Here is a 19,414-nt window from a genome sequence, read left to right as displayed (position 1 = left end):
AAGAGTCTCAAAATTGAGATTCTTTTTTTTATCAAACTCAAATATGAATACCCAGAAAAATGCCCACAAAGAGAAAATAGGATTTCAAAAGCTTATTGCTATATTCGGGATCATCCTTTTCATCGGAAAGATTATTGCCTGGAAACTCACCAACTCTGATGCAGTATTTTCTGATGCTATGGAAAGTATCGTCAATGTCATCAGTGCATTCATGGGGCTTTATTCACTCCATCTTGCGGCCAAGCCTAAAGATGAAGACCATCCATACGGCCACGGGAAAGTAGAATTTGTGACTTCCGGTATTGAAGGAGCTCTTATCGCTATTGCCGGTGTTATGATTATCTATGAAGGGATCCACAGTCTTATTGTAGGAAAAACGCTTAGTAAAATAGATCTTGGGATATGGATTATTGCAGCCACGGCAATCATTAATTATCTGTTGGGATATATTTCTATAAAAAAAGGGAAAAGAGAAAACTCTCTGGTTCTTATTTCATCCGGTAAACATCTTCAGTCCGATACCATTACCACCCTTGGAGTAGTTATCAGTTTAGTGATTGTTTATTTTACTAAAATTTATTGGCTGGATTCAGCGGTAGCACTATCTTTTGGGCTTTACATCATATTTGTTGGCTATAAAATCGTCCGAAAATCTTTAAGCGGTATCATGGATGAGCAGGATCCCGAAATACTGAATCAGGTCATCAGAATCCTTGAAGGAAACAGACAAATAGAATGGATTGACGTACACAATATGAAAATACAGCAGTTTGGTTCTTCCTTGCATATTGATGCTCACATAACATTGCCATGGTATTACGACCTTCGTGATGCCCACAGTGAAATGGAAAAGGTAATTATCCTTCTTGCCAAAAATATGAAACGAAGCATTGAGTTCAATTTTCATATGGATGATTGTAAACCGATTTCATGCCCGGTCTGCCAGATCAAAGACTGCCCTGTCCGCGAAAAAGATTTTATCAAACGAGTAGAATGGACTCCGGAAAATGTAACCAGTGTAGATAAACACACCGTAGAATAAATAATACATTCACTTATGTACCCTCTTTATCCATCATCTGCTTTCTGTAATAAAACATCGGAACAATCAGCAGTATAATCAAAGGCTGGATTACAAACCTTCTCATATAGAACGAAAATAAGTATCCTATTTCAAATTTATCATGAATACAGTACAGGTAAATCGGTAATGTAATAGCAAAGACAGCAACGATCATTACTGCACCCTGCAATGCCCATTGTTTGTTTTTGAATAAACCATAAATGATCAGGCAGGAAAACAAAAGATTTAAAACGAATCTAAACAAATGTCCGGCAATCAGTTTTCCCCATTCAAATGCAGGGAATTCAATATGTTTATTCGCTTCATGGAAATAACCAAGGAAAGGATCATAAAAAAGAGTATCCTCCAGAGCTCTCACCCCAATCAATCCGCAGATTCCTGCTATAACCAGAAGCCAATTAAGAATTTTCATGTTTTAAAGCAAAAAATTTAATCCAGATCAGCCAAAGCACAACGACACTTCCATAAATAATAGCAGGAAAAATAAAATCATGGAACATTTTACCATATTCTTTATGATCTGTCATGACGATATTCAAGCCTACAATTCTTAGAAGATTCATTATGTATAGGATAATCAACCCTGCCCCAACAAAGACAAAGGTTTTCATTCCTTTATAAAAAGCGAAAACGAAAGAAACAAACAAAATGATCACAGAAACAGCATTACAGCCCTCCACCATTCTCGTCTCATAGCGTTGTTTTACATAAAACCAAACCTGCTCATTCTTTACGTCATCATAAAGCTCCGTAGGATAACCTATGCTATTCTGCAGAGCAGCTACCTGATTGGCAATTATTCTTGAAAAAGAGTCCAACCCGGCATCTTTACCACTATTCAGATAGAACTGATAGGCAAAAAGCAATACCAGGTAAATAATAATGAAACGCAATAAAATACCTAAAACAGGTTTAAAGTCTTTCAGCATTCTGCAAAGATAAAAATTAGACTGTAATATCCTGAATTTGAATCAAGAAACTTAAAAAACACTCATCAGATCTTTCGATTATGGGATATAATACTGTAAAATTTTCTTTAAAATCTTTCATAAAATAAATATTCAACACTTCTTTTACACCTTCATTACAACGGTCTCTTCCTTTCACATTTTCACTTCTTTAAACTATAATTCCCAACTCACGTTAATTTAGTATATTTGTTTCCATATTATGACTTCTGAAAACGCAAAACGATTTTTTGAAAACCATTTGGGGAAAAAATCTTCCGAATTCGTCACATTAGCTCAAAGCGGCTCTGCGAGGGTAAATTTTCTGGCCACTGCAGGCACTGAAAAATATATCATCACCTACAATGAAAATATCCCGGAAAATGAAAGTTTCCTTTACTATTCTGAGTTATTTTCAAATTTGAAACTCAATACTCCTACTATTCTTGCCGTTTCTGATGACAGAAAAATGTATATCCAGGAATTTCTGGGACAGCACACTCTTTCGGAGGTTATTACAAAAGAACAGCAATCTTCCACTGTAAGAGCTTTGGTACAGCAGACATTGCAAAGACTTTTCCAAATGCAGACACAGACACAGGGAAAAATTGATTTTTCAAAAACCTTTGAATACGAAAGTTATGATGAGCTTCCTGTGATTCATGATCTTTATTATTTTAAAAATTTTGTGGCTGATGTCCTGGAACTTGAATACAACAAATCAACACTTTTAAAGGAATTCAAAAAAATCGCTTTACTCATTGAAAACATTGAGCCTAAAGGAATTATGATCCGTGATTTCCAGGCAAGAAATATCATGGTGAATGAAAAGAATGAAGTTTCTTTCATCGATTACCAGTCTGCAATGAGGGGACCGTTAATGTACGATGTCATCTCTTTTCTTTTTCAGGCTAAAGCCAACTTCACAGAAGACTTCAAACAGGAAATGCTGGAATTTTATATTCAGCAGTTTGAAAATCCTGAAACAAAGATTCAACTAAAAGATGCGGTAATGCCCATTCAGATGATGAGATTCTTACAGGTATTGGGAGCCTATGGGTTTCGGGGGCTGATTCAGAGAAAACAGCATTTCATGGCCAGTCTGGAAAAAGGAATTCAGAATATCACACAATTTGCCGACTCATGGGGGCAAATGAATAATTACCCAGAACTGAAAAAAGTAATTCAGCAGCTGACTTCAGACAGAGCAAAGCAAAAAATTGAGGAAATATTAAATAACTAAGTCTTCGACTCCGCTGAGACTGACTGAAACGAAATAAAAAACACATCAATATCACTAAATAAACCTTAATGGTTTAAAAATTTAAAAGAAAGAATATGCTACACATCGAGATACACAGTTTTTCATACAAGAAAGGAGGAATTCCTAAAGACAATTCAGGAAATGGCGGAGGTTTCGCTTTTGACTGCCGTGGAATTTTAAATCCCGGAAGAATTGAAGAATATAAAATTCAGACCGGAAATGATATCGGAGTTCAGGAATATCTGGAAACAAAAACAGAAATGCCAAAGTTTCTTGAACTGGTAAAATCCATTGTTTCAATCAATATCGACAACTATCTTGACAGAGGATTTGAACATCTGCAGATTAACTTCGGATGTACCGGCGGACAGCACAGATCAGTATATTGTGCCATAAAAATTGCTGAATTTATCAAAGAAAAATATCCTGAAGGAACTGAGATCACCCTTCAACACGATGAACAACCGCAACTGAATTCATAAAAGATAAGCGATGATTGATAAATGATTATTTTCCAATGTTATTTTAATGATCATTTATTAATTATAAAAGTTTTATCATCCATCAACTATCATTTATCAATTATAAAAAATGAAAGCTCTAATTTTCGCAGCAGGAAAAGGAACCAGATTGAAACCGTTTACCGATCACCATCCGAAAGCGTTGGCAAAAGTAAACGAAATTCCACTTCTGGAAAGAAATATAAATTACCTGAAAAGTTTCGGAATAAAGGATTTTGTCATCAACATTCATCATTTTGGAGAACAGATTGTTGATTTCTTAAATAAAAACAATAATTTCGGATGCAGGATTGAAATCTCTGATGAAACCAACGAGCTTCTTGAAACAGGCGGTGGCTTGATTTTTGCGAGAAAATTTCTTGATCATGGAGAAGATTTTTTAATCATGAATGCGGATATTCTCACAGACCTGAACATCAATGCGTTGGTTGAATACCACAAAAAGATAAAAGATTTTGCTACTTTAGCGGTTTCCGACAGAGAAAGCTCGAGAAAGCTCCTCTTCAATGATGATATGGTTTTGAGAGGCTGGCTGAATGTCCAAACTGGTGAACAAAGGCTGGCAGAATTCAATAAAGGCTTTAAAGCGCTTGCTTTCAGCGGAATTCATTGTATCAATCCTACGATCTTCGAAAAAATAAAAAGAACAGGCAAATTTTCTGTTATGGAAGAATATCTGGACCTTATGCAGACCGAGCATATACACGGTTTTGTACATGACAGTATTCTTATCGACGTCGGAAGACCTTCATCTGTAACAGAAGCCGAAAAACACTTTAAATAAATTTTGCAATGGAAATTGATGGAACTAGGGATGAAAGTTTAGTAAATCCGGAACTTGACATTAACGAAACAAAACTACATAACAGTTTCAGACAAAAAACCTGGGACGAAACAATTGCCAAAGACAGCTGGATGGTCTTCAAGGTCATGGCTGAATTTGTAGATGGTTATGAAAAACTGGCCAAGATTGGACCATGTGTTTCTATATTTGGTTCTGCCCGACTGAAGCCGGAGAACAAGTATTATGAAATGGCTGTAGATATTGCGGAGAAGATTACCAAAATAGGCTTCGGAATCATTACCGGAGGTGGTCCGGGTGTTATGGAAGCTGGAAATAAGGGAGCTTTCAATGCTAAAGGAAAATCTATCGGATTGAATATTGATCTTCCTTTTGAACAGCATTTTAATCCTTACATCAATAAATCCTATTCTATGAATTTTGATTACTTTTTCGTGAGAAAAGTAATGTTTGTAAAATATTCTCAGGGGTTTGTGGTAATGCCTGGCGGTTTCGGGACATTGGATGAGCTTACTGAAGCGATGACTCTTATTCAAACCAACAAAATAGGAAAATTCCCAATTGTTCTGGTAGGAAGCGAATTCTGGGGAGGATTATTAGACTGGTTCAAGGCAACTTTGTTGAAAGAAGGAATGATTGCTGAAGATGATTTGGATCTTTATCGTGTGGTAGATACCGCTGACGAGGCTGTAGCACATATTAAAGCCTTTTATGATAAATATTCTGTGAATGTAAATTTTTAATTGGCATATTATTTGTGACTTATAACTAACAAGTATGATTGTAAATCTATTAATTAAGATGAAAAAACTTTTATATATATCAGGAATTTTAACATTTTTTGTGTTAATGAGTTTTATGTATGTAGACTTTTTCTCTTCAATGACCAAAGTGGATTATGTTGATGGAAGCAAGACATTGAAGTTTACCACAAAAATGAATACAAGCCACATCTCTGACGCGATCAAGATCAACCCCAACACGGCTGGATTTGAAGCAGAGGTAAAAAAATATGTGAACAATAATTTTGATGTGTTTGTCAATGGTACTCCTAAAACGATAACCTTCACAGGAAGTCAGGTCAGTGGAGAAACTGTATGGGTGTATTTTGAAACCGGAGGTGTTTCAGATATCAACACCTTAAAGATTAAAAATACGATCCTCTTAAGCGCTTTTCCTAAGCAGATCAATCTGGTGAACATCGCCTACAAAGGCAGCCAGAAAACAATGAATTTTCAAAGAGGAAAAGAAGTGAATGAGGTTTCTTTTTAACGTGAATTAGATTTAACCATTATAAAATGGGTACCCTGGAGAGTAAAACTTTTCAGGGTATTTTTTTGTCCAAATCAAACAAATCACGAAAAAGAGATTAATTACGTAAAAATACCTATCTGAAAATTTCAGCATTTACACTGTAATATTTTCATTATCAGGAATGTACATTTGTATTGTAATTACAACCAAACGTGAAGCCGGAATCACTTTAATAACGGGGCAGAATCTGAAAAGCCAAATGAGTAAGAAACACCAAACTAAAACCAAATATCATGGACGATGTAACACTTAAATCATCGAGTCAGGCAATAGATGTCCTGATTGTAATTGACACGGATTATGTACGAGCAAATTATAAAAACCCCAGTACGGATCCAAATAAGCCTGTAGGAATTGACCATAACAGCCAGCATATGATTGTTTCCAATGCCAACGCTATTTCCGGACAAGGTTCTGCTGACCTGAACTTCAGCGCAAGAGCCGGAGATACAGTTTCATTCAGAGGAACTTCAATTTATCAGAATTCGGATGACGCAGTTATTATTTATAATATTAAATACTGGTCAGGAGATCAGGTTTTTAATAATTTCGTATACAATTCTGTGAGAAGAAAGCAAGCTGCTGTACCAGATGTAAATTCTTTAAACGGTCTCCCTGCCACCTCTGCAGATATCAGCTTTGCCAGTATTGACTCAAAAGTAAGATCTACTGGAAAAGAGAACTTCTATGTACAGTTCGGTCTTTACATTTTAGACCCGAATGACAGTAACAAACAAATTTTGTACGGTTACTTTTACTGGGATCCAACAATTACGGTTAAGTAAACGAAAATAAAACCTCTTATAAATAAAATCGGGCAGCTCGTACGAGCTGCCCGATTTTTATAAAGTATATTAGAATATATTTTATCCTAATGTATTACTCAATTTTGATATTGTCAATCTGAAGATCATATATTCCATCTTTTCCTGTTTTTAGGGCAAACATAGTTTTTCCAGAGGTAATGTTAAGATCGGTAAGACCTGTAAGGGTAAGCTCAATCAGTCTCCATTGTCCGTTTGTATTAATTGAACCAGTATATGAATTAGTACTTTCAGGGCTTAAGGTAGCACCAGTAGAGAATGTTCCTAAATTGAATGTATAGAAAGCAGATGTATTAGGAGCTAGTGGTGTTGCTCTATATACATTGAAGGAAAGTGATTTTCCTGATGCAGTCCCTTTGATATACATTGTAATTCTCTTTGGAGTCGCTGGTATTCCTGACGCAGCATTCGCTGTAAATACATAATCATTATTGGCAGGTGTACCTTTAATCTGAAGAGAATTTGTATCGTTATACCCCAAACCACTACCTTGAGATGCATAAGGCATAAGCCCAAAGCTATTTAAACTTGACAGGAAAGATGTCCAGTTTTCAAAATCAGAGCTCGGGAAAAGATTTACGGCATTAGCAGAAGGAAGTTCCGGCTCCCCCGGCGTGAATCTGGCGTTAGGGAAATTAATATCATTAAGATCTCTTATATAAGCCTGATCTGTGAAAACTGTCGCGTTATTTGAGCTTGTAAAACGGCTTAAAACAAGAACGATATCACCACTTTTTTCATATTTAGGAGCGATCGGAGATTTTCCAAAAGTTGAAAAGTTACTGAAACGAAGATCTAATCTGCCTGCTTTTTTATCCGTAATATAACGATCCCCTGTAGCTGATTCGTCAGCAAAGTTCTTTGCCAATTCAGGCTCTTCAAACTGAACGTTTTTTATTTTCACAAGCTGGTTAATGTGTGCACCGTTTTTCAGAGCATCAGAGATAAAGTTGAACTCTAATGGTTTCATTGCGGCTACTACAGGCTTCTGTCCGTCGCAAACTCTTGCCATGTAATTTGAAACTTTATTTGGGTTGATTCTACCGATAGGATAGTTAGGATCATAAGTACCTACTTTAATGTTTCCATTAACTCCCTGAACGATCAATCCTTTCAGGTTGATTCTTACTAAAGCTCCTACCGGATAATCAAGATATTGGCTTGCACCATCAATATCAATTTCAATACCTTGTGTCGGGTTTTCAGGCTTATCCTGAAGGAACATCATTTTGTAAAGATTTCCGGATTCATCACTTGAAGAAACATAAGCTTCTACGATGAAATCTTCTTTAATGATATCAGCTTCAACGGGTTTTGCTTTTGCAATGGTTGTAATTTCAGATAACTGGTGATTAGCTGCTGCAAATTTGTTGGTACATTTGATTTCCGGCACATCATAATCATCAGTTTTTACACAAGACGAGATTGCCAGCATTGAAATGGCACTAAAGATCGCCGCTTTAAAATATATATTTTTCATTGTTTTCGATTTTTAATTTTAATTTTTTAGAATCTGAATTGAAGGTTAACAAAATAAGATCTACCCTGATTATACCAATATTTAGGAGCGAATACCATGTTTCCGCTGTCATAATCATTAGCATAGTCAGTATAGTTAACATTTCTCGTCTGCTCAAATCCACCTGTAATAAAGTTTCTGTTATTAAGGATATTATTTACGGATCCAGACACTAATACATAATATTTACCAATCATCCAGGATTTACCTGCATTCACATTGAAGAAGAATGCTGAAGGTAATTTTGTAGGGGTAAGAATTCTTGCAAGTTCTTCTGCACTTACGTTATCATAAGGTACTCCCGGTGTATTAGGGTTCGTATAGAATCTTTCTGTTCTGGTTACCGGAGACGGATCAAGGAATGAATGTCCGAAATAGTTCCATGTAGCTCCTACCCACCAGTATTTAGGGCTGCTGTAACGAAGACCTAATGTATACGCCTCCTGAGGTGTTCCTCCCTGTCTGTAGTTTTTAAGGGTAGCCTCTCCCATATTAGTATAAGATCTTGATACGATATTTCCGTTTCCGTCAAGCTCTCTGAACGTTCCTACAGCATCAGATGCAAAATAAACAGTAGGGTTATTAGTATAAGTATATTGTCCTACACTTAATAATCCGCTGGCTGTTAAAGTAGGCGTAACTTTCACCTGTGCACCAAGCTCAACACCCATATTTCTCTTATTAGCACCTGCCAGTACCTGAGTAATGAAAGCCCCATCCTGAACAGGAGTCTGATCTCCGCTTTCAGTCAGAGTAGTCAGCTTAACTCCCTGTGCGAAGTATCTTTGTACACTTGTTTCATTTTGAGTGTTAACAAGATAACCTGTCAATCTAAGTTTTACAATCGGAGTAGAGATTACATAACTCAAATCGTTGGCATCAACAACAACATTCTTGATTCCCGGAGTGGTAACACCGCTTACTCTTGTATTAAAATAAATATCATTTAAGAAAGGAGACTGTGAAAAGTAAGCTCCGTTATAAACCAGGAAGTTTCTACCATTGATTTTATACGTAACCTGACCTTTAACCCCTGCATTCCAGAAGTTTTGGTCTGCTCCTTTTCCGTAAGAAGACTCATATAGATAATGCTGAAACAATCCTTCTCTGCTGTTCGTTGTATATCCGAATAATCCGGAAACAAAAACATCAAATTTCCCAGTCGAGAATTTGAAAGCAGGATTTACTTTAAATTCCTGTCTTCTGAAAATATAGCTGTATCCTATTTTGTCGCCTTCTCTTTTGGCAACATCGGTATCATTTTCTCTTGTATTAAATTTACCCCAAACACTGCCTGCCGTTGTATTGGATGCAAACGGGTCCATATTCAAAGCGAAATCAGCACCCAAAAGATCATTTACTTCTCTGTACTGTTCAGATCTGTAGTTCTGGTAAGATAAATTTAAAATAAAACGGGATGTATCGCTAAAATTATATGTGTAGTGTGTAGAGACATTCCATACTTTATCGTCTTTTACGTCATCCACAAGATAATAAGCTGCTCTTCTACCCCCTAACATAGCATTATACTCTACGTTTCTGTTGGCATTATAAAGATTATCCCAGTTGATCTGTGTATGTGACTGATCATCATTAGTCCACCAGTCTCTTGTAATACCGATATTGGCAGCCTGTTCCGGAGACGGATTTGTATAGTTTAACCAATAGCTTGGTAAATTACGGTAATAGGTCGGAGACGGGTTATTAGCTCTGTACCAATCCAGTCTCGAACTGTATTCTTTACCAAACTGGTAAGAAACAGACGTCCATAGCTGAGCGTTTTTATTGATTTTCCAGAAATCCTGCAATTGGATCATTGGCTGGAAACCTCTTTTTACTCTTTCATTTCTTTTATCTCCGTTTTGCCATCCCCAGTAAGAATTATAATGAACTCCTCTGAAATCATATACTTCCTGAGTGCTTGGACTTGAAGAACTTCTTGAATATTTGGAACCAATGGCATTTAAGGTCATTGTATGGCTGTCACTGAATTTCTTCTCAATACCAACATATCCACTGTATGCATCATAAGCAGTACCATCCTGAATCCCTTCCTGTGCCCATCTTCTTGCGATCATTCCTGTAAATGCCCATCCGTTCTTATTCATTCCGGAAGAGAATCTGTAAGACAGTCTGTTCGTATAGTTTCTGTTGGTCAGAGAGTACGTCAATTGACTTCCTTTTCTGTACTCGCTGGCTTTAGTATTCTTATAAAATACTCCGGTAGTTCCTCCGAAAGCATATTCAGAAGGTGCATGATTAGCTGAAATTTCCGGGTAACGGGTGATTTCGTTCAATCCTCCCCAAGTACTGAAATCTACATCTCCATTATCTGCAGCGGCCATAGAAACCCCGTTGATCATATTCTCCCCTGTTCTGCTATCAATTCCTCTTGGGCGAAACCAGTACGGTCCTAAATCGAAACTTGCAATTCTGTTGAATACATCCTGAGAAGACTGCAGTAATCCTACAGTGGCTGTTTGCTGTGCACCACCGCTATCACTTTCTCCCGAATCTTCTATGATAGCCAGTCCCTGATCTGCACCGTTCAATGCAGAATAAAGAGTAATTACTCCAAGATCTTTTCTCTTCTCATCACTGGTTACATCAAATTCAAAAATTTTAGTTTCGAAATTTGGTTTTGTAACCATAATCTGATAATGTCCTGGCATCAAATCCGTAAATTGGAAATATCCGATTTTGTCTGCCTTTGCATCATTTCCTGCTCCTTTTAAATCTACACTTGCTTGCTCAACAGGCTTTCCTTCCGCATCCTTAAGATACGCAAACACTGTTGTCTGCGCATAATAATATGAAGCAGGCAGCAAAGTAAATAAAGAGATCAATGATAATTTTTTAATCATGAGTATGTTTATTTTTTTAATACTTTTCTTATTAATTTTCAACAGTTTAAAAGTTGGGGGCACAAATTTAATCAAATTTTGTAATTCACCACTTTTTTAACCCTATTTTTCCTTAACACTGCAAGGTTTTAAGAATCATTATATAATTGACACTAAGACAATTGCTTTTAAATTTACAAATATTTAAAACGTAGTGAATTAAAAAAAGTAAATTTGTAAATTAAATAGTATTAATAATAACTCAAAGAGGATGAAGAGATTTTCGAGTCTGTTTGCCATCATTATTTCGATCATGGCATTTTCACAGCAACAGGGAAAACTGAGAAAAGTAGCTACCGTAGGTTTTTTAAACGTAGAAAACCTTTGGGACACTATCCGCTCAGCGGATTATATTGATGGGACCAAAGACATTAAAAATCCTGCTTTTCACAGAAGTATTCCTATAGATTCTATCAAATTTCTGGAGGCTGAAAAATATGACGGACCATGGAGCGACGGAGCTTTGATTGGTAAAAAAGTAGTTAGAGAACAAGGTGGTTCTGAAGAATTTACCCCAAAAAGCGCAAAGAACTACGGGACTAAAATTTATAAAGCAAAACTGGCCAATGAAGCCAAAGTAATTTCTGAAATGGGAGCACAATATACCAAAACAGCTCCGGCAGTAGTTGGCTTAATTGAGGTTGAAAACAGACAGGTTATCCAGGATCTGATCAACGAACCTGCTTTAAAGAAATATGATTACGGAATCATTCATTACAACTCTTATGACTACAGAGGGATTGACGTTGCATTGATCTATCAGAAAAGAAGATTCACTCCTACCAATTCATTAAAAAAAGAACTGAAAATATACGGTGACAACGGAAGAAGAGAATATACGAGAGATATCCTTGTTGTAACAGGGTTTTTAGATAATGAAAAAGTGGCATTCTTTATGAACCACTGGCCTTCAAGAAGAGGAGGTGAAGCAATTTCTTTACCGAAAAGAAATGCAGCTGCAGCTTTATTGAAACAACAAATGGACAGTATAAGAGCCGCAGACCCAGCAACTAAGCTTTTTGCAATGGGTGACTTTAATGATGATCCTGTAAGCCCAAGTTTAAAAAACCACCTGAAAGCACAGGCAGCACCTAAAGATTTAAGTGAAGAAACACCCTACCTGAATCTGATGTATCCTTTATATAAGAAAGGGGTGGCATCTCTTGCTTATCAGGATGCACCGAACCTGTTTGACCAGATTATTGTTTCTAAAAACGTAATTTCAGATCAGGTAACTAAAGAATATTCGGTGTACAAAACCGAAATTTTTGCCCCGGCTTATTTAGTCAATAAAGAAGGAAATTATAAAGGATATCCTTTCAGATCCTGGAATGGAGATCAATTTACAGGAGGCTACAGTGATCACTTTCCGGCATTTGTAGTTCTTCAGAAAGAACCATAAACAAGTTAGGCACTCTTATTGGAGTGCTTTTTTTATGTAAATACCTTAATCATGAAAAATATTATTTTATTGGTATTGATCGCGTTAATACCTTACAGCTGCTTTTCCCAGGAAAAACCAAAGAAAGATAAAGAACAACATGAAATGAAGCCTTCTAAAAATGAAGACGGAGAATGGGATCTTACGGTTATTGATACGCAATTCGATTATTTTTTGAGCGCTGTTGCCAAACCCATCAGCCAGTATACAGAATCTTATCTGAAGACAAAAAACACATTTTTGGTGAACGAATGGAACAGTTATTATAACTCTGGGAGGTACAGAAATATCATAGAATCCGGAATAGATTATGATCCTCAGGAAAATTATGGGATTAAGTTTGAATATAAATTATATCAGGTTTTCGTATATGTAAACTGGAAATATAAACTAAGAATGAATGGTTTATCCGGAAGCGATGCCATAAGATAATTATACAATGACACTCAATAAAAAAGGTTCAGAGTAATTCTGAACCTTTTTATTTTTATAATAGCTGAAAATTATTTATTGAATAATTCCTCTACTTTATCCCAGTTTACTACATCGAAGAATGCAGAAACATAGTCAGGTCTTCTGTTTTGGTAGTTTAAATAATAAGCGTGCTCCCAAACATCTAATCCTAAAACCGGAGTTCCTTTAACGTCTGCTACAGGCATTAACGGGTTGTCCTGGTTTGGTGTAGAAGAAACAGATACAGAACCGTCAGCATTTTTTACCAACCATGCCCATCCTGAACCGAATCTTGTTTTAGCAGCATCAGAGAAGTCAGTTTTGAATTTCTCAAGACCTCCGTAATTTTCGATAGCTGTTTTTACATTTCCTACAGGCTCTTTGCTTCCTCCCGGAGTTAAAATTTCCCAGAATAATGAGTGATTGAAGTGTCCTCCTCCATTATTTCTTACTGCTGGCTTATCAGTTCCTGTCTGGCAGATTTCTTCAATAGTTTTTCCTGCTAGTTCAGTTCCTTCAATTGCTTTATTTAAATTGTCAATGTATGCCTGGTGGTGTTTTGTATGGTGGATTTCCATAGTTCTTGCATCAATAGTTGGCTCTAATGCATCATATGCATATCCTAGTTTTGGTAATTCAAATGACATAATCTTTATTTTTAATGTTATATTCCAAAATTAGCCAATATTTAAGGGATTATCAAGGATTGAATATTACTTTAATAAATCTTTAACATTGATATATTGATTTAGAATGAATTACGTTTTAAAATATTTATCTACATGACAACAAAAAGCACGAACCCAATGGCCCGTGCTTTCTATTAAACAATAATTAAATTAATTTATTTATTCATAGACATCAGGAATTCTTCATTATTAAGAGTTCCTTTAATGTTTTTATTTACAAATTCCATTGCTTCCACAGGATTCATTTCAGAAAGGTATTTTCTGAAGATCCACATTCTCTGAGAAGTTACTTCATCTAAAAGAAGATCATCTCTACGGGTGCTGGAAGAAATTAAGTCGATAGCAGGATAAATTCTTCTGTTTGCAATTTTTCTGTCTAATTGAAGCTCCATATTACCGGTACCTTTAAATTCTTCAAAAATCACTTCATCCATTTTAGATCCTGTATCAATCAATGCAGTGGCAATGATCGTAAGAGATCCTCCTCCTTCGATTTTTCTTGCTGCTCCAAAGAATCTTTTCGGCTTGTGAAGAGCATTGGCATCTACCCCACCGGAAAGAACCTTACCTGATGCAGGAGTAACAGTGTTGTATGCTCTTGCCAATCTTGTGATTGAATCCAGTAATATAACAACATCGTGCCCGCATTCAACCATTCTCTGAGCTTTCGCAAGAACAAGGTTAGCTACTTTCACATGTTTTTCAGCTGCTTCGTCAAAGGTGGAAGCAATAACTTCTGCATTTACACTTCTTTCCATATCAGTAACCTCTTCCGGACGTTCATCAATCAAAAGAACCATCATGTATACTTCAGGGTGGTTAGCAGCAATAGAATTGGCGATATCTTTCAGCAACATCGTCTTACCTGTTTTAGGCTGTGCCACGATCATTGCTCTCTGTCCTTTTCCAATAGGTGCAAACAGGTCTACAATTCTTGTAGAAACCGTAGATTCGCTTCCTGCAAGATTGAATTTCTCTTCAGGGAAAAGCGGTGTAAGATATTCAAAAGCTACACGGTCTTTAATGAACGCAAGATCACGACCATTAACTTCTGTAGGTTTTAATAGTGAAAAATATTTCTCTCCTTCTTTTGGAAGTCTTACAATTCCTTTTACAGTATCTCCGGTTTTCAACCCATAATTTCTAATCTGAGCAGTAGATACATACACATCATCAGGAGAAGAGATATAACTGAAATCTGAAGAACGTAAAAATCCGTAGTTATCCGGTAGTATTTCCAAAACCCCTTCAATACTTACCAATCCATCGAAATTAAATTCTTTTTTATGGTCATGCTGCTCCTCTGCCTTCTCAGAATGTCTGTTTTGATTCTGATTTTGGTTTTGATGCTGCTGGTGCTGGTTTTGGTTTTGATTTTTATGTTGGTTTCCACTGTTCTGTGGATGGTTGTGTCCTTTTTGAGGTCTGTTAGCCTGTTGTTGAGGGGGATTGTTCGGCTTTTCTTCGGCCTGAGCAGGCTCTTGAGATTCTGTGTTTTTTGGAGCTTCTGTTTTTTCCTGAGATACTTCTGCGTTACCTGTATTGGTAGAAACTCTTTTTCTTTTCTTTTTAGCTTGAGCTGCGGCTGATACATCTTCTGTGGTGGCCGCTACCGATACTTCTGCTTTAGGTTCTTCCTGTTTTATTTCTTCAGGAGCCGGTACCTTTTCTTCTACTTTTTCCTCTGCTTTAGGTTCTTCCGGAGCTTTTGTATTGGCTTTTGGTTTTGCTGCCGTTTTTTTCGGAGCAGCTTTTCTTACCGGGGCTTTAGCAGTTTTTTCTGCTGGGGCCTCTTCAGTATTTATACTGGTGGTTTCTGTGGCGTTGAAATAATCTTTTGCAACTTTAGGGTTAGAAGCCTGAAAGTCAAGAATAGCAAAGATCTTGTCATTTTCATTGCTGGTTCTTGCAACTTTAACGCCCAAATCTTTTAAGATTTTAGTCAGTTCCGTTACGGATTTTGACCTTAACGTTTCTATGTTAAACATATTTATGTAAAAATGTAATTAATTGTGAGTAAGAAAAGTAAGTCCGGTGACTTTTGTTTTCAAGTACATTGTATAATGCAAATCTACACTTATTTTTGAATTGTGCAAAATTTATGTTATTTTTGCCAAGAATTTAATATTCAATGCTACAGAGAATACAAACTATATGGACGCTATTGGCAGTTTTAGCTGCTGTTTTCCTTTTTATAACAGGACAGGATGTTGTCATTTCCGACAGTATTCCTCTACTTAATATTGGCAGTATAGTGCTTGTAATCATTGGAGCATTAAGTATTTTTAGTTTCAAAAACAGAAAAAGACAAATTTTGCTGAATACCATCAGCATCATTATAAACGTTTTGTTGATTGGTGTATTGGCGTACTGGTTACTCAACTTATCCGGAGGAATTCAGATTCCTGAGAAGGGTATTGAGCCAATTTTCCCATTGATTGCGGTAATATGTCTGCTTATTGCAAACATCTATATCCGTAAAGATGAGAGGCTCGTAAAATCTGTAGACAGACTTCGATAACCTTACAACGATTTTTTGAGTGAGAACAGCTTCTTTTAAGGAGCTGTTTTTTTATTTACCATATATTCTGTAAATTCAATGCAACTTTTTGATCAAAACCACGACAGATCATATAACTTTTAATAAAAGACAATGAAAAAGCTAACATACCTTACTTTATCACTATTCTCTGTATTTACTTTTGCACAGGAGGTTTCCAAAGAAAAAGTAAAAACAGTTCTTTCCACTCTTGCTTCAGACGAAATGAAGGGCCGTGAAATCGGAACTCAGGAAAATGAAAATGCTGCTAACTACATTGCTAAGCTCTTCAAAGAAAATAATCTGGAATACTGTACCGGAAAATCATATCTGGTACCATTTGATTATAATGGGAAAACGGTATACAATGTCTGCGGGGTTAAAAAGGGAAAGACAGATCAATATCTTGGATTTTCAGGGCATTTTGATCATATCGGGACCAGTGACAAGAGTGGTGACAACATTTATAACGGAGCAGATGATGATGCCAGCGGAATTACAACTCTTGTAAGTATTGCCGACTATTTTAAAAATAAAAAGCCAGAATTCTCAATGGTTTTCATGGCCTTCAATGGAGAAGAAAAAGGAATGCTGGGGTCAAGAGCTATTTCCACAGACACCAATCTGGATCCTATTTATAATAAGATGACTGCCCTTTTCAATTTTGAAATGGTAGCTACAGAATCGCAATGGGGAAAAAATGCATTATATATGACCGGAGACGGATTCTCAGATCTTGATGAACTTTTCAATAAAAATGCTGTAAACGGATTAAAAATCAATGCAGATCCCTATGCAAAACAGCAGCTGTTTTACCGTTCAGACAATGTCAGCTTTGTAAAAAAGAAAATCATTGCCCATTCATTCTCTACCGTTGATATGACGAAAGCTTCTCATTATCACCACGAAAATGATGATATCAACATCGTAGATTTCGATAATATGACGCAGATTATCAATAATTTTGGAAAAACGCTGGATAAACTGAATCCTAAAAATTTCAATCCAAAGTATAACGATCAGGTAAAATTTTAATTAAACTATCCTATAGAGAACCGCTTTTTCAGCGGTTTTTTTGTTAAACAGCCACAGCCTTATATCTTTTAATATTGAGTTTCAGTGTCCAATTATTTACTAAAAAATAAAGTACAATACTCCTGAGTTGTAACAAAAAGACATTTTTTGGAACATATCCATTAAAGTAAAACAGGATTAAGAACGTCTTATCTTTTAATTTTACGTAATTTTGCTATCCAATTTTTTCATTGAATGAACCAATATATTAAAATACTGAAGTTCGCAAGACCTCACCAAAAATACATCTACGGAAGTTTGTTTTTCAACCTTATGTATTCTGTATTTCAGATTGCTTCCTTAGGGACTATTCTACCGGTTTTGGGAATGCTTTTCGGAACCATAGAGGCTAAAAAATACAGCCATCCTCCTGTTTATTCAGGAGAGATTTTAGATTTTTTCTCTTATGCAAAAGAATACGCCAATTATTATGTTCAGACTTTAGTAACTGAACATGGAGCCCTTAACGTTTTGGCCTGGCTTTGCGTGATAACGGCTTTTATGTTTTTACTGAGAAACCTTTTCAGATATTTGGGTTCGTTTTTACTGATCAATTATCGTGTAGGGGTTACTAAAGACCTTCGTGGAGCGATGTACAGAAAGATTCTTGCTTTACCTGTTTCCTTTTTTACGGAAAGCAGAAAGGGAGATCTGATGTCCCGTATGTCAAATGACGTGGGTGAAGTAGAAGGTAATATCTTGGGAAGTTTAGTGGAATTAATCAACGCACCTTTCATGTTGATAAGCACATTGGTGACTCTTTTCTTCTTAAGTACAGAGATGACTCTTTTCTCACTTCTGGTATTGCCTGTAATGGGGACGATGATTGCTTTAATAGGGAAAAGCCTGAAAAAAGACTCTCATGAAGCTCAGAATGAAATGGGAACTATTTTCTCAATTGTAGATGAAACATTGAAATCTACAAAAGTGATTAAGATTTTCAGTGCCGAAAAAATAATGGACAACCGTTTTATGCAGTCAATGCAGAAATGGATCAACAGTTCCATAAGATTAGGTAGAAAAAAGGAACTGGCATCTCCGATGAGCGAATTTTTAGGTTCGGTTACGTTCTTAATTATCGCCTGGTACGGTGGAAAACAAATTATTGTAGAACAAAGTATTTCACCAGCTGACTTCTTGGTTTTCCTGGGGATTTTCTTCCAGATTTTACCTCCTGTGAAAAGTTTATCACAGTCAATTTCGAATGTACAGAAAGGAGAAGCTTCTCTTGAAAGAGTATTAGCCATTCTGGATGCTGATGTAAAAATTGATGAAATAGCAAATCCTGTTTCTATCTCAACATTAAATAGTTCAATCGAATTTAATAATATTGGTTTTTACTACGATAAAGACCATACGATCCTTAAAAACTTCTCACTTTCTATTCCAAAAGGAAAAACGGTTGCTCTTGTTGGACAAAGTGGAAGTGGTAAAACAACCATTGCCAATCTTTTAGCTAGATTCTATGATGTTTCTGAAGGAGAAATCATGATTGACGGCACGAATATTAAACATTTAAAATTAAATGAATACCGCAAGCTTCTGGGTATGGTAACCCAGGAATCTGTATTATTCAATGATTCCGTTTACAATAATATTCTGATGGGTAAACCTGATGCTACAAGAGAAGAAGTGATTGCAGCGGCAAAAATTGCCAATGCAGATGCATTTATCACAAGGCTTCCTGAAGGATATGATTCCAATATCGGAGATGATGGCGGTAAGCTTTCCGGAGGTCAGAAGCAGAGAGTTTCTATTGCGAGAGCTGTATTGAAAAACCCACCAATTATGATTCTGGATGAAGCAACCTCTGCATTGGATACGGAATCTGAAAGATTTGTACAGGATGCACTGGAGAAAATGATGGAAAACAGAACTTCCCTGGTAATCGCCCACCGTCTTTCAACAATTCAGAAAGCAGACTGGATCGTGGTGATGGAAAAAGGTGATATTGTAGAACAGGGAACACATCATGACCTGATCGCTAAAAAAGGAATGTATAATAAACTTGTTGAACTTCAAAACTTCGACTAATATTTT

The 19,414-nt window shown here is 36.3% G+C and carries 18 protein-coding genes; 12 read left to right on the top strand and 6 right to left on the bottom strand.

Going from position 1 to position 19,414, the window contains the following annotated elements:
• The first annotated feature begins 43 nt into the window (after positions 1-43).
• A complete protein-coding gene (locus ACLMCG_RS13355) occupies positions 44-1,042 on the top strand; it encodes a cation diffusion facilitator family transporter (protein WP_413959886.1) in 999 nt (332 codons plus the stop codon).
• Between the two features lie 13 nt (positions 1,043-1,055).
• Here the strand turns inward: ACLMCG_RS13355 and ACLMCG_RS13350 are convergent, their stop codons facing one another.
• Positions 1,056-1,496 carry an exosortase F system-associated membrane protein gene (locus ACLMCG_RS13350; protein WP_413959885.1) on the bottom strand — a complete coding sequence of 147 codons (441 nt, stop codon included), beginning with the start codon at positions 1,494-1,496 and terminating at the stop codon, positions 1,056-1,058.
• On the bottom strand, positions 1,483-2,013 hold the full coding sequence (gene xrtF, locus ACLMCG_RS13345) for an exosortase family protein XrtF (RefSeq protein ID WP_413959884.1): 531 nt from the start codon (positions 2,011-2,013) through the stop codon (positions 1,483-1,485). Before xrtF ends, ACLMCG_RS13350 begins: the two co-directional genes overlap by 14 nt.
• A gap of 241 nt (positions 2,014-2,254) precedes the next feature.
• On the opposite strand from xrtF, the gene ACLMCG_RS13340 reads away from it, so the two are divergent.
• The 6 genes from ACLMCG_RS13340 to ACLMCG_RS13315 all read left to right on the top strand — a co-directional run bounded on the left by ACLMCG_RS13340 (position 2,255) and on the right by ACLMCG_RS13315 (position 6,717).
• Complete coding sequence (locus ACLMCG_RS13340) at positions 2,255-3,274, top strand: aminoglycoside phosphotransferase family protein (RefSeq protein ID WP_413959883.1); 1,020 nt, start codon at positions 2,255-2,257, stop codon at positions 3,272-3,274.
• Between the two features lie 95 nt (positions 3,275-3,369).
• Positions 3,370-3,777, top strand: a complete 408-nt coding sequence (locus ACLMCG_RS13335; protein ID WP_223598421.1) for an RNase adapter RapZ — start codon at positions 3,370-3,372, stop codon at positions 3,775-3,777.
• Between the two features lie 109 nt (positions 3,778-3,886).
• Positions 3,887-4,600 (top strand): nucleotidyltransferase family protein, encoded by a 714-nt coding sequence (locus ACLMCG_RS13330; protein ID WP_223598420.1) that lies wholly within the window; start codon positions 3,887-3,889, stop codon positions 4,598-4,600.
• 8 nt (positions 4,601-4,608) lie between these two features.
• The gene (locus ACLMCG_RS13325; protein ID WP_052186347.1) at positions 4,609-5,361 is read left to right on the top strand and encodes a TIGR00730 family Rossman fold protein; all 753 of its coding nucleotides are present in this window, start codon (positions 4,609-4,611) and stop codon (positions 5,359-5,361) included.
• Positions 5,362-5,419: 58 nt separating this feature from the next.
• Positions 5,420-5,890 carry a DUF6702 family protein gene (locus ACLMCG_RS13320; protein ID WP_223598419.1) on the top strand — a complete coding sequence of 157 codons (471 nt, stop codon included), beginning with the start codon at positions 5,420-5,422 and terminating at the stop codon, positions 5,888-5,890.
• A 275-nt stretch (positions 5,891-6,165) separates the two neighbouring features.
• A complete protein-coding gene (locus ACLMCG_RS13315; protein WP_149834031.1) occupies positions 6,166-6,717 on the top strand; it encodes an inclusion body family protein in 552 nt (183 codons plus the stop codon).
• Positions 6,718-6,811: 94 nt separating this feature from the next.
• Here the strand turns inward: ACLMCG_RS13315 and ACLMCG_RS13310 are convergent, their stop codons facing one another.
• Both ACLMCG_RS13310 and ACLMCG_RS13305 read right to left on the bottom strand, forming a co-directional pair.
• On the bottom strand, positions 6,812-8,236 hold the full coding sequence (locus tag ACLMCG_RS13310; protein WP_413959882.1) for a DUF5689 domain-containing protein: 1,425 nt from the start codon (positions 8,234-8,236) through the stop codon (positions 6,812-6,814).
• Between the two features lie 26 nt (positions 8,237-8,262).
• Positions 8,263-11,139 carry a carboxypeptidase regulatory-like domain-containing protein gene (locus ACLMCG_RS13305; RefSeq protein ID WP_413959881.1) on the bottom strand — a complete coding sequence of 959 codons (2,877 nt, stop codon included), beginning with the start codon at positions 11,137-11,139 and terminating at the stop codon, positions 8,263-8,265.
• A 250-nt stretch (positions 11,140-11,389) separates the two neighbouring features.
• On the opposite strand from ACLMCG_RS13305, the gene ACLMCG_RS13300 reads away from it, so the two are divergent.
• A complete protein-coding gene (locus ACLMCG_RS13300; protein ID WP_223598416.1) occupies positions 11,390-12,580 on the top strand; it encodes an endonuclease in 1,191 nt (396 codons plus the stop codon).
• A gap of 51 nt (positions 12,581-12,631) precedes the next feature.
• The gene (locus ACLMCG_RS13295) at positions 12,632-13,051 is read left to right on the top strand and encodes a DUF6146 family protein (protein ID WP_413959880.1); all 420 of its coding nucleotides are present in this window, start codon (positions 12,632-12,634) and stop codon (positions 13,049-13,051) included.
• A 71-nt stretch (positions 13,052-13,122) separates the two neighbouring features.
• On the opposite strand, the gene ACLMCG_RS13290 is transcribed toward ACLMCG_RS13295, so the two are convergent.
• Complete coding sequence (locus tag ACLMCG_RS13290; protein ID WP_255813510.1) at positions 13,123-13,719, bottom strand: superoxide dismutase; 597 nt, start codon at positions 13,717-13,719, stop codon at positions 13,123-13,125.
• A 197-nt stretch (positions 13,720-13,916) separates the two neighbouring features.
• Positions 13,917-15,749: a transcription termination factor Rho gene (gene rho / locus ACLMCG_RS13285; RefSeq protein WP_413959879.1), complete on the bottom strand. Its 1,833-nt coding sequence runs from the start codon at positions 15,747-15,749 to the stop codon at positions 13,917-13,919.
• Positions 15,750-15,892: 143 nt separating this feature from the next.
• On the opposite strand from rho, the gene ACLMCG_RS13280 reads away from it, so the two are divergent.
• The 3 genes from ACLMCG_RS13280 to ACLMCG_RS13270 all read left to right on the top strand — a co-directional run bounded on the left by ACLMCG_RS13280 (position 15,893) and on the right by ACLMCG_RS13270 (position 19,408).
• On the top strand, positions 15,893-16,282 hold the full coding sequence (locus ACLMCG_RS13280; RefSeq protein WP_223598412.1) for a DUF4293 family protein: 390 nt from the start codon (positions 15,893-15,895) through the stop codon (positions 16,280-16,282).
• A 132-nt stretch (positions 16,283-16,414) separates the two neighbouring features.
• The gene (locus ACLMCG_RS13275) at positions 16,415-17,335 is read left to right on the top strand and encodes a M28 family peptidase (protein ID WP_413959878.1); all 921 of its coding nucleotides are present in this window, start codon (positions 16,415-16,417) and stop codon (positions 17,333-17,335) included.
• 234 nt (positions 17,336-17,569) lie between these two features.
• Positions 17,570-19,408 (top strand): ABC transporter ATP-binding protein, encoded by a 1,839-nt coding sequence (locus ACLMCG_RS13270; RefSeq protein WP_223598410.1) that lies wholly within the window; start codon positions 17,570-17,572, stop codon positions 19,406-19,408.
• Positions 19,409-19,414 lie beyond the last annotated feature (6 nt).

Origin of the sequence: Chryseobacterium sp. S90 (assembly GCF_047444895.1) — a bacterium.
In the GTDB taxonomy this organism is placed as follows: Bacteria; Bacteroidota; Bacteroidia; order Flavobacteriales; family Weeksellaceae; genus Chryseobacterium.
The sequence above is the reverse complement of the archived record's forward strand: the minus strand, read 5'-3'. Positions and strand labels throughout refer to the sequence as shown.

Excerpts from the sequence above, each read along its gene's own strand:
- xrtF (WP_413959884.1), bottom strand. The coding sequence starts at position 2,013 with ATGCTGAAAGACTTTAAACCTGTTTTAGGTATTTTATTGCGTTTCATT.
- rho (WP_413959879.1), bottom strand. The coding sequence starts at position 15,749 with ATGTTTAACATAGAAACGTTAAGGTCAAAATCCGTAACGGAACTGACT.
- ACLMCG_RS13350 (WP_413959885.1), bottom strand. The coding sequence starts at position 1,496 with ATGAAAATTCTTAATTGGCTTCTGGTTATAGCAGGAATCTGCGGATTG.
- ACLMCG_RS13325 (WP_052186347.1), top strand. The coding sequence starts at position 4,609 with ATGGAAATTGATGGAACTAGGGATGAAAGTTTAGTAAATCCGGAACTT.
- ACLMCG_RS13330 (WP_223598420.1), top strand. The coding sequence starts at position 3,887 with ATGAAAGCTCTAATTTTCGCAGCAGGAAAAGGAACCAGATTGAAACCG.
- ACLMCG_RS13315 (WP_149834031.1), top strand. The coding sequence starts at position 6,166 with ATGGACGATGTAACACTTAAATCATCGAGTCAGGCAATAGATGTCCTG.
- ACLMCG_RS13290 (WP_255813510.1), bottom strand. The coding sequence starts at position 13,719 with ATGTCATTTGAATTACCAAAACTAGGATATGCATATGATGCATTAGAG.
- ACLMCG_RS13300 (WP_223598416.1), top strand. The coding sequence starts at position 11,390 with ATGAAGAGATTTTCGAGTCTGTTTGCCATCATTATTTCGATCATGGCA.
- ACLMCG_RS13320 (WP_223598419.1), top strand. The coding sequence starts at position 5,420 with ATGAAAAAACTTTTATATATATCAGGAATTTTAACATTTTTTGTGTTA.
- ACLMCG_RS13340 (WP_413959883.1), top strand. The coding sequence starts at position 2,255 with ATGACTTCTGAAAACGCAAAACGATTTTTTGAAAACCATTTGGGGAAA.
- ACLMCG_RS13310 (WP_413959882.1), bottom strand. The coding sequence starts at position 8,236 with ATGAAAAATATATATTTTAAAGCGGCGATCTTTAGTGCCATTTCAATG.
- ACLMCG_RS13335 (WP_223598421.1), top strand. The coding sequence starts at position 3,370 with ATGCTACACATCGAGATACACAGTTTTTCATACAAGAAAGGAGGAATT.
- ACLMCG_RS13275 (WP_413959878.1), top strand. The coding sequence starts at position 16,415 with ATGAAAAAGCTAACATACCTTACTTTATCACTATTCTCTGTATTTACT.
- ACLMCG_RS13295 (WP_413959880.1), top strand. The coding sequence starts at position 12,632 with ATGAAAAATATTATTTTATTGGTATTGATCGCGTTAATACCTTACAGC.
- ACLMCG_RS13355 (WP_413959886.1), top strand. The coding sequence starts at position 44 with ATGAATACCCAGAAAAATGCCCACAAAGAGAAAATAGGATTTCAAAAG.
- ACLMCG_RS13305 (WP_413959881.1), bottom strand. The coding sequence starts at position 11,139 with ATGATTAAAAAATTATCATTGATCTCTTTATTTACTTTGCTGCCTGCT.
- ACLMCG_RS13270 (WP_223598410.1), top strand. The coding sequence starts at position 17,570 with ATGAACCAATATATTAAAATACTGAAGTTCGCAAGACCTCACCAAAAA.
- ACLMCG_RS13280 (WP_223598412.1), top strand. The coding sequence starts at position 15,893 with ATGCTACAGAGAATACAAACTATATGGACGCTATTGGCAGTTTTAGCT.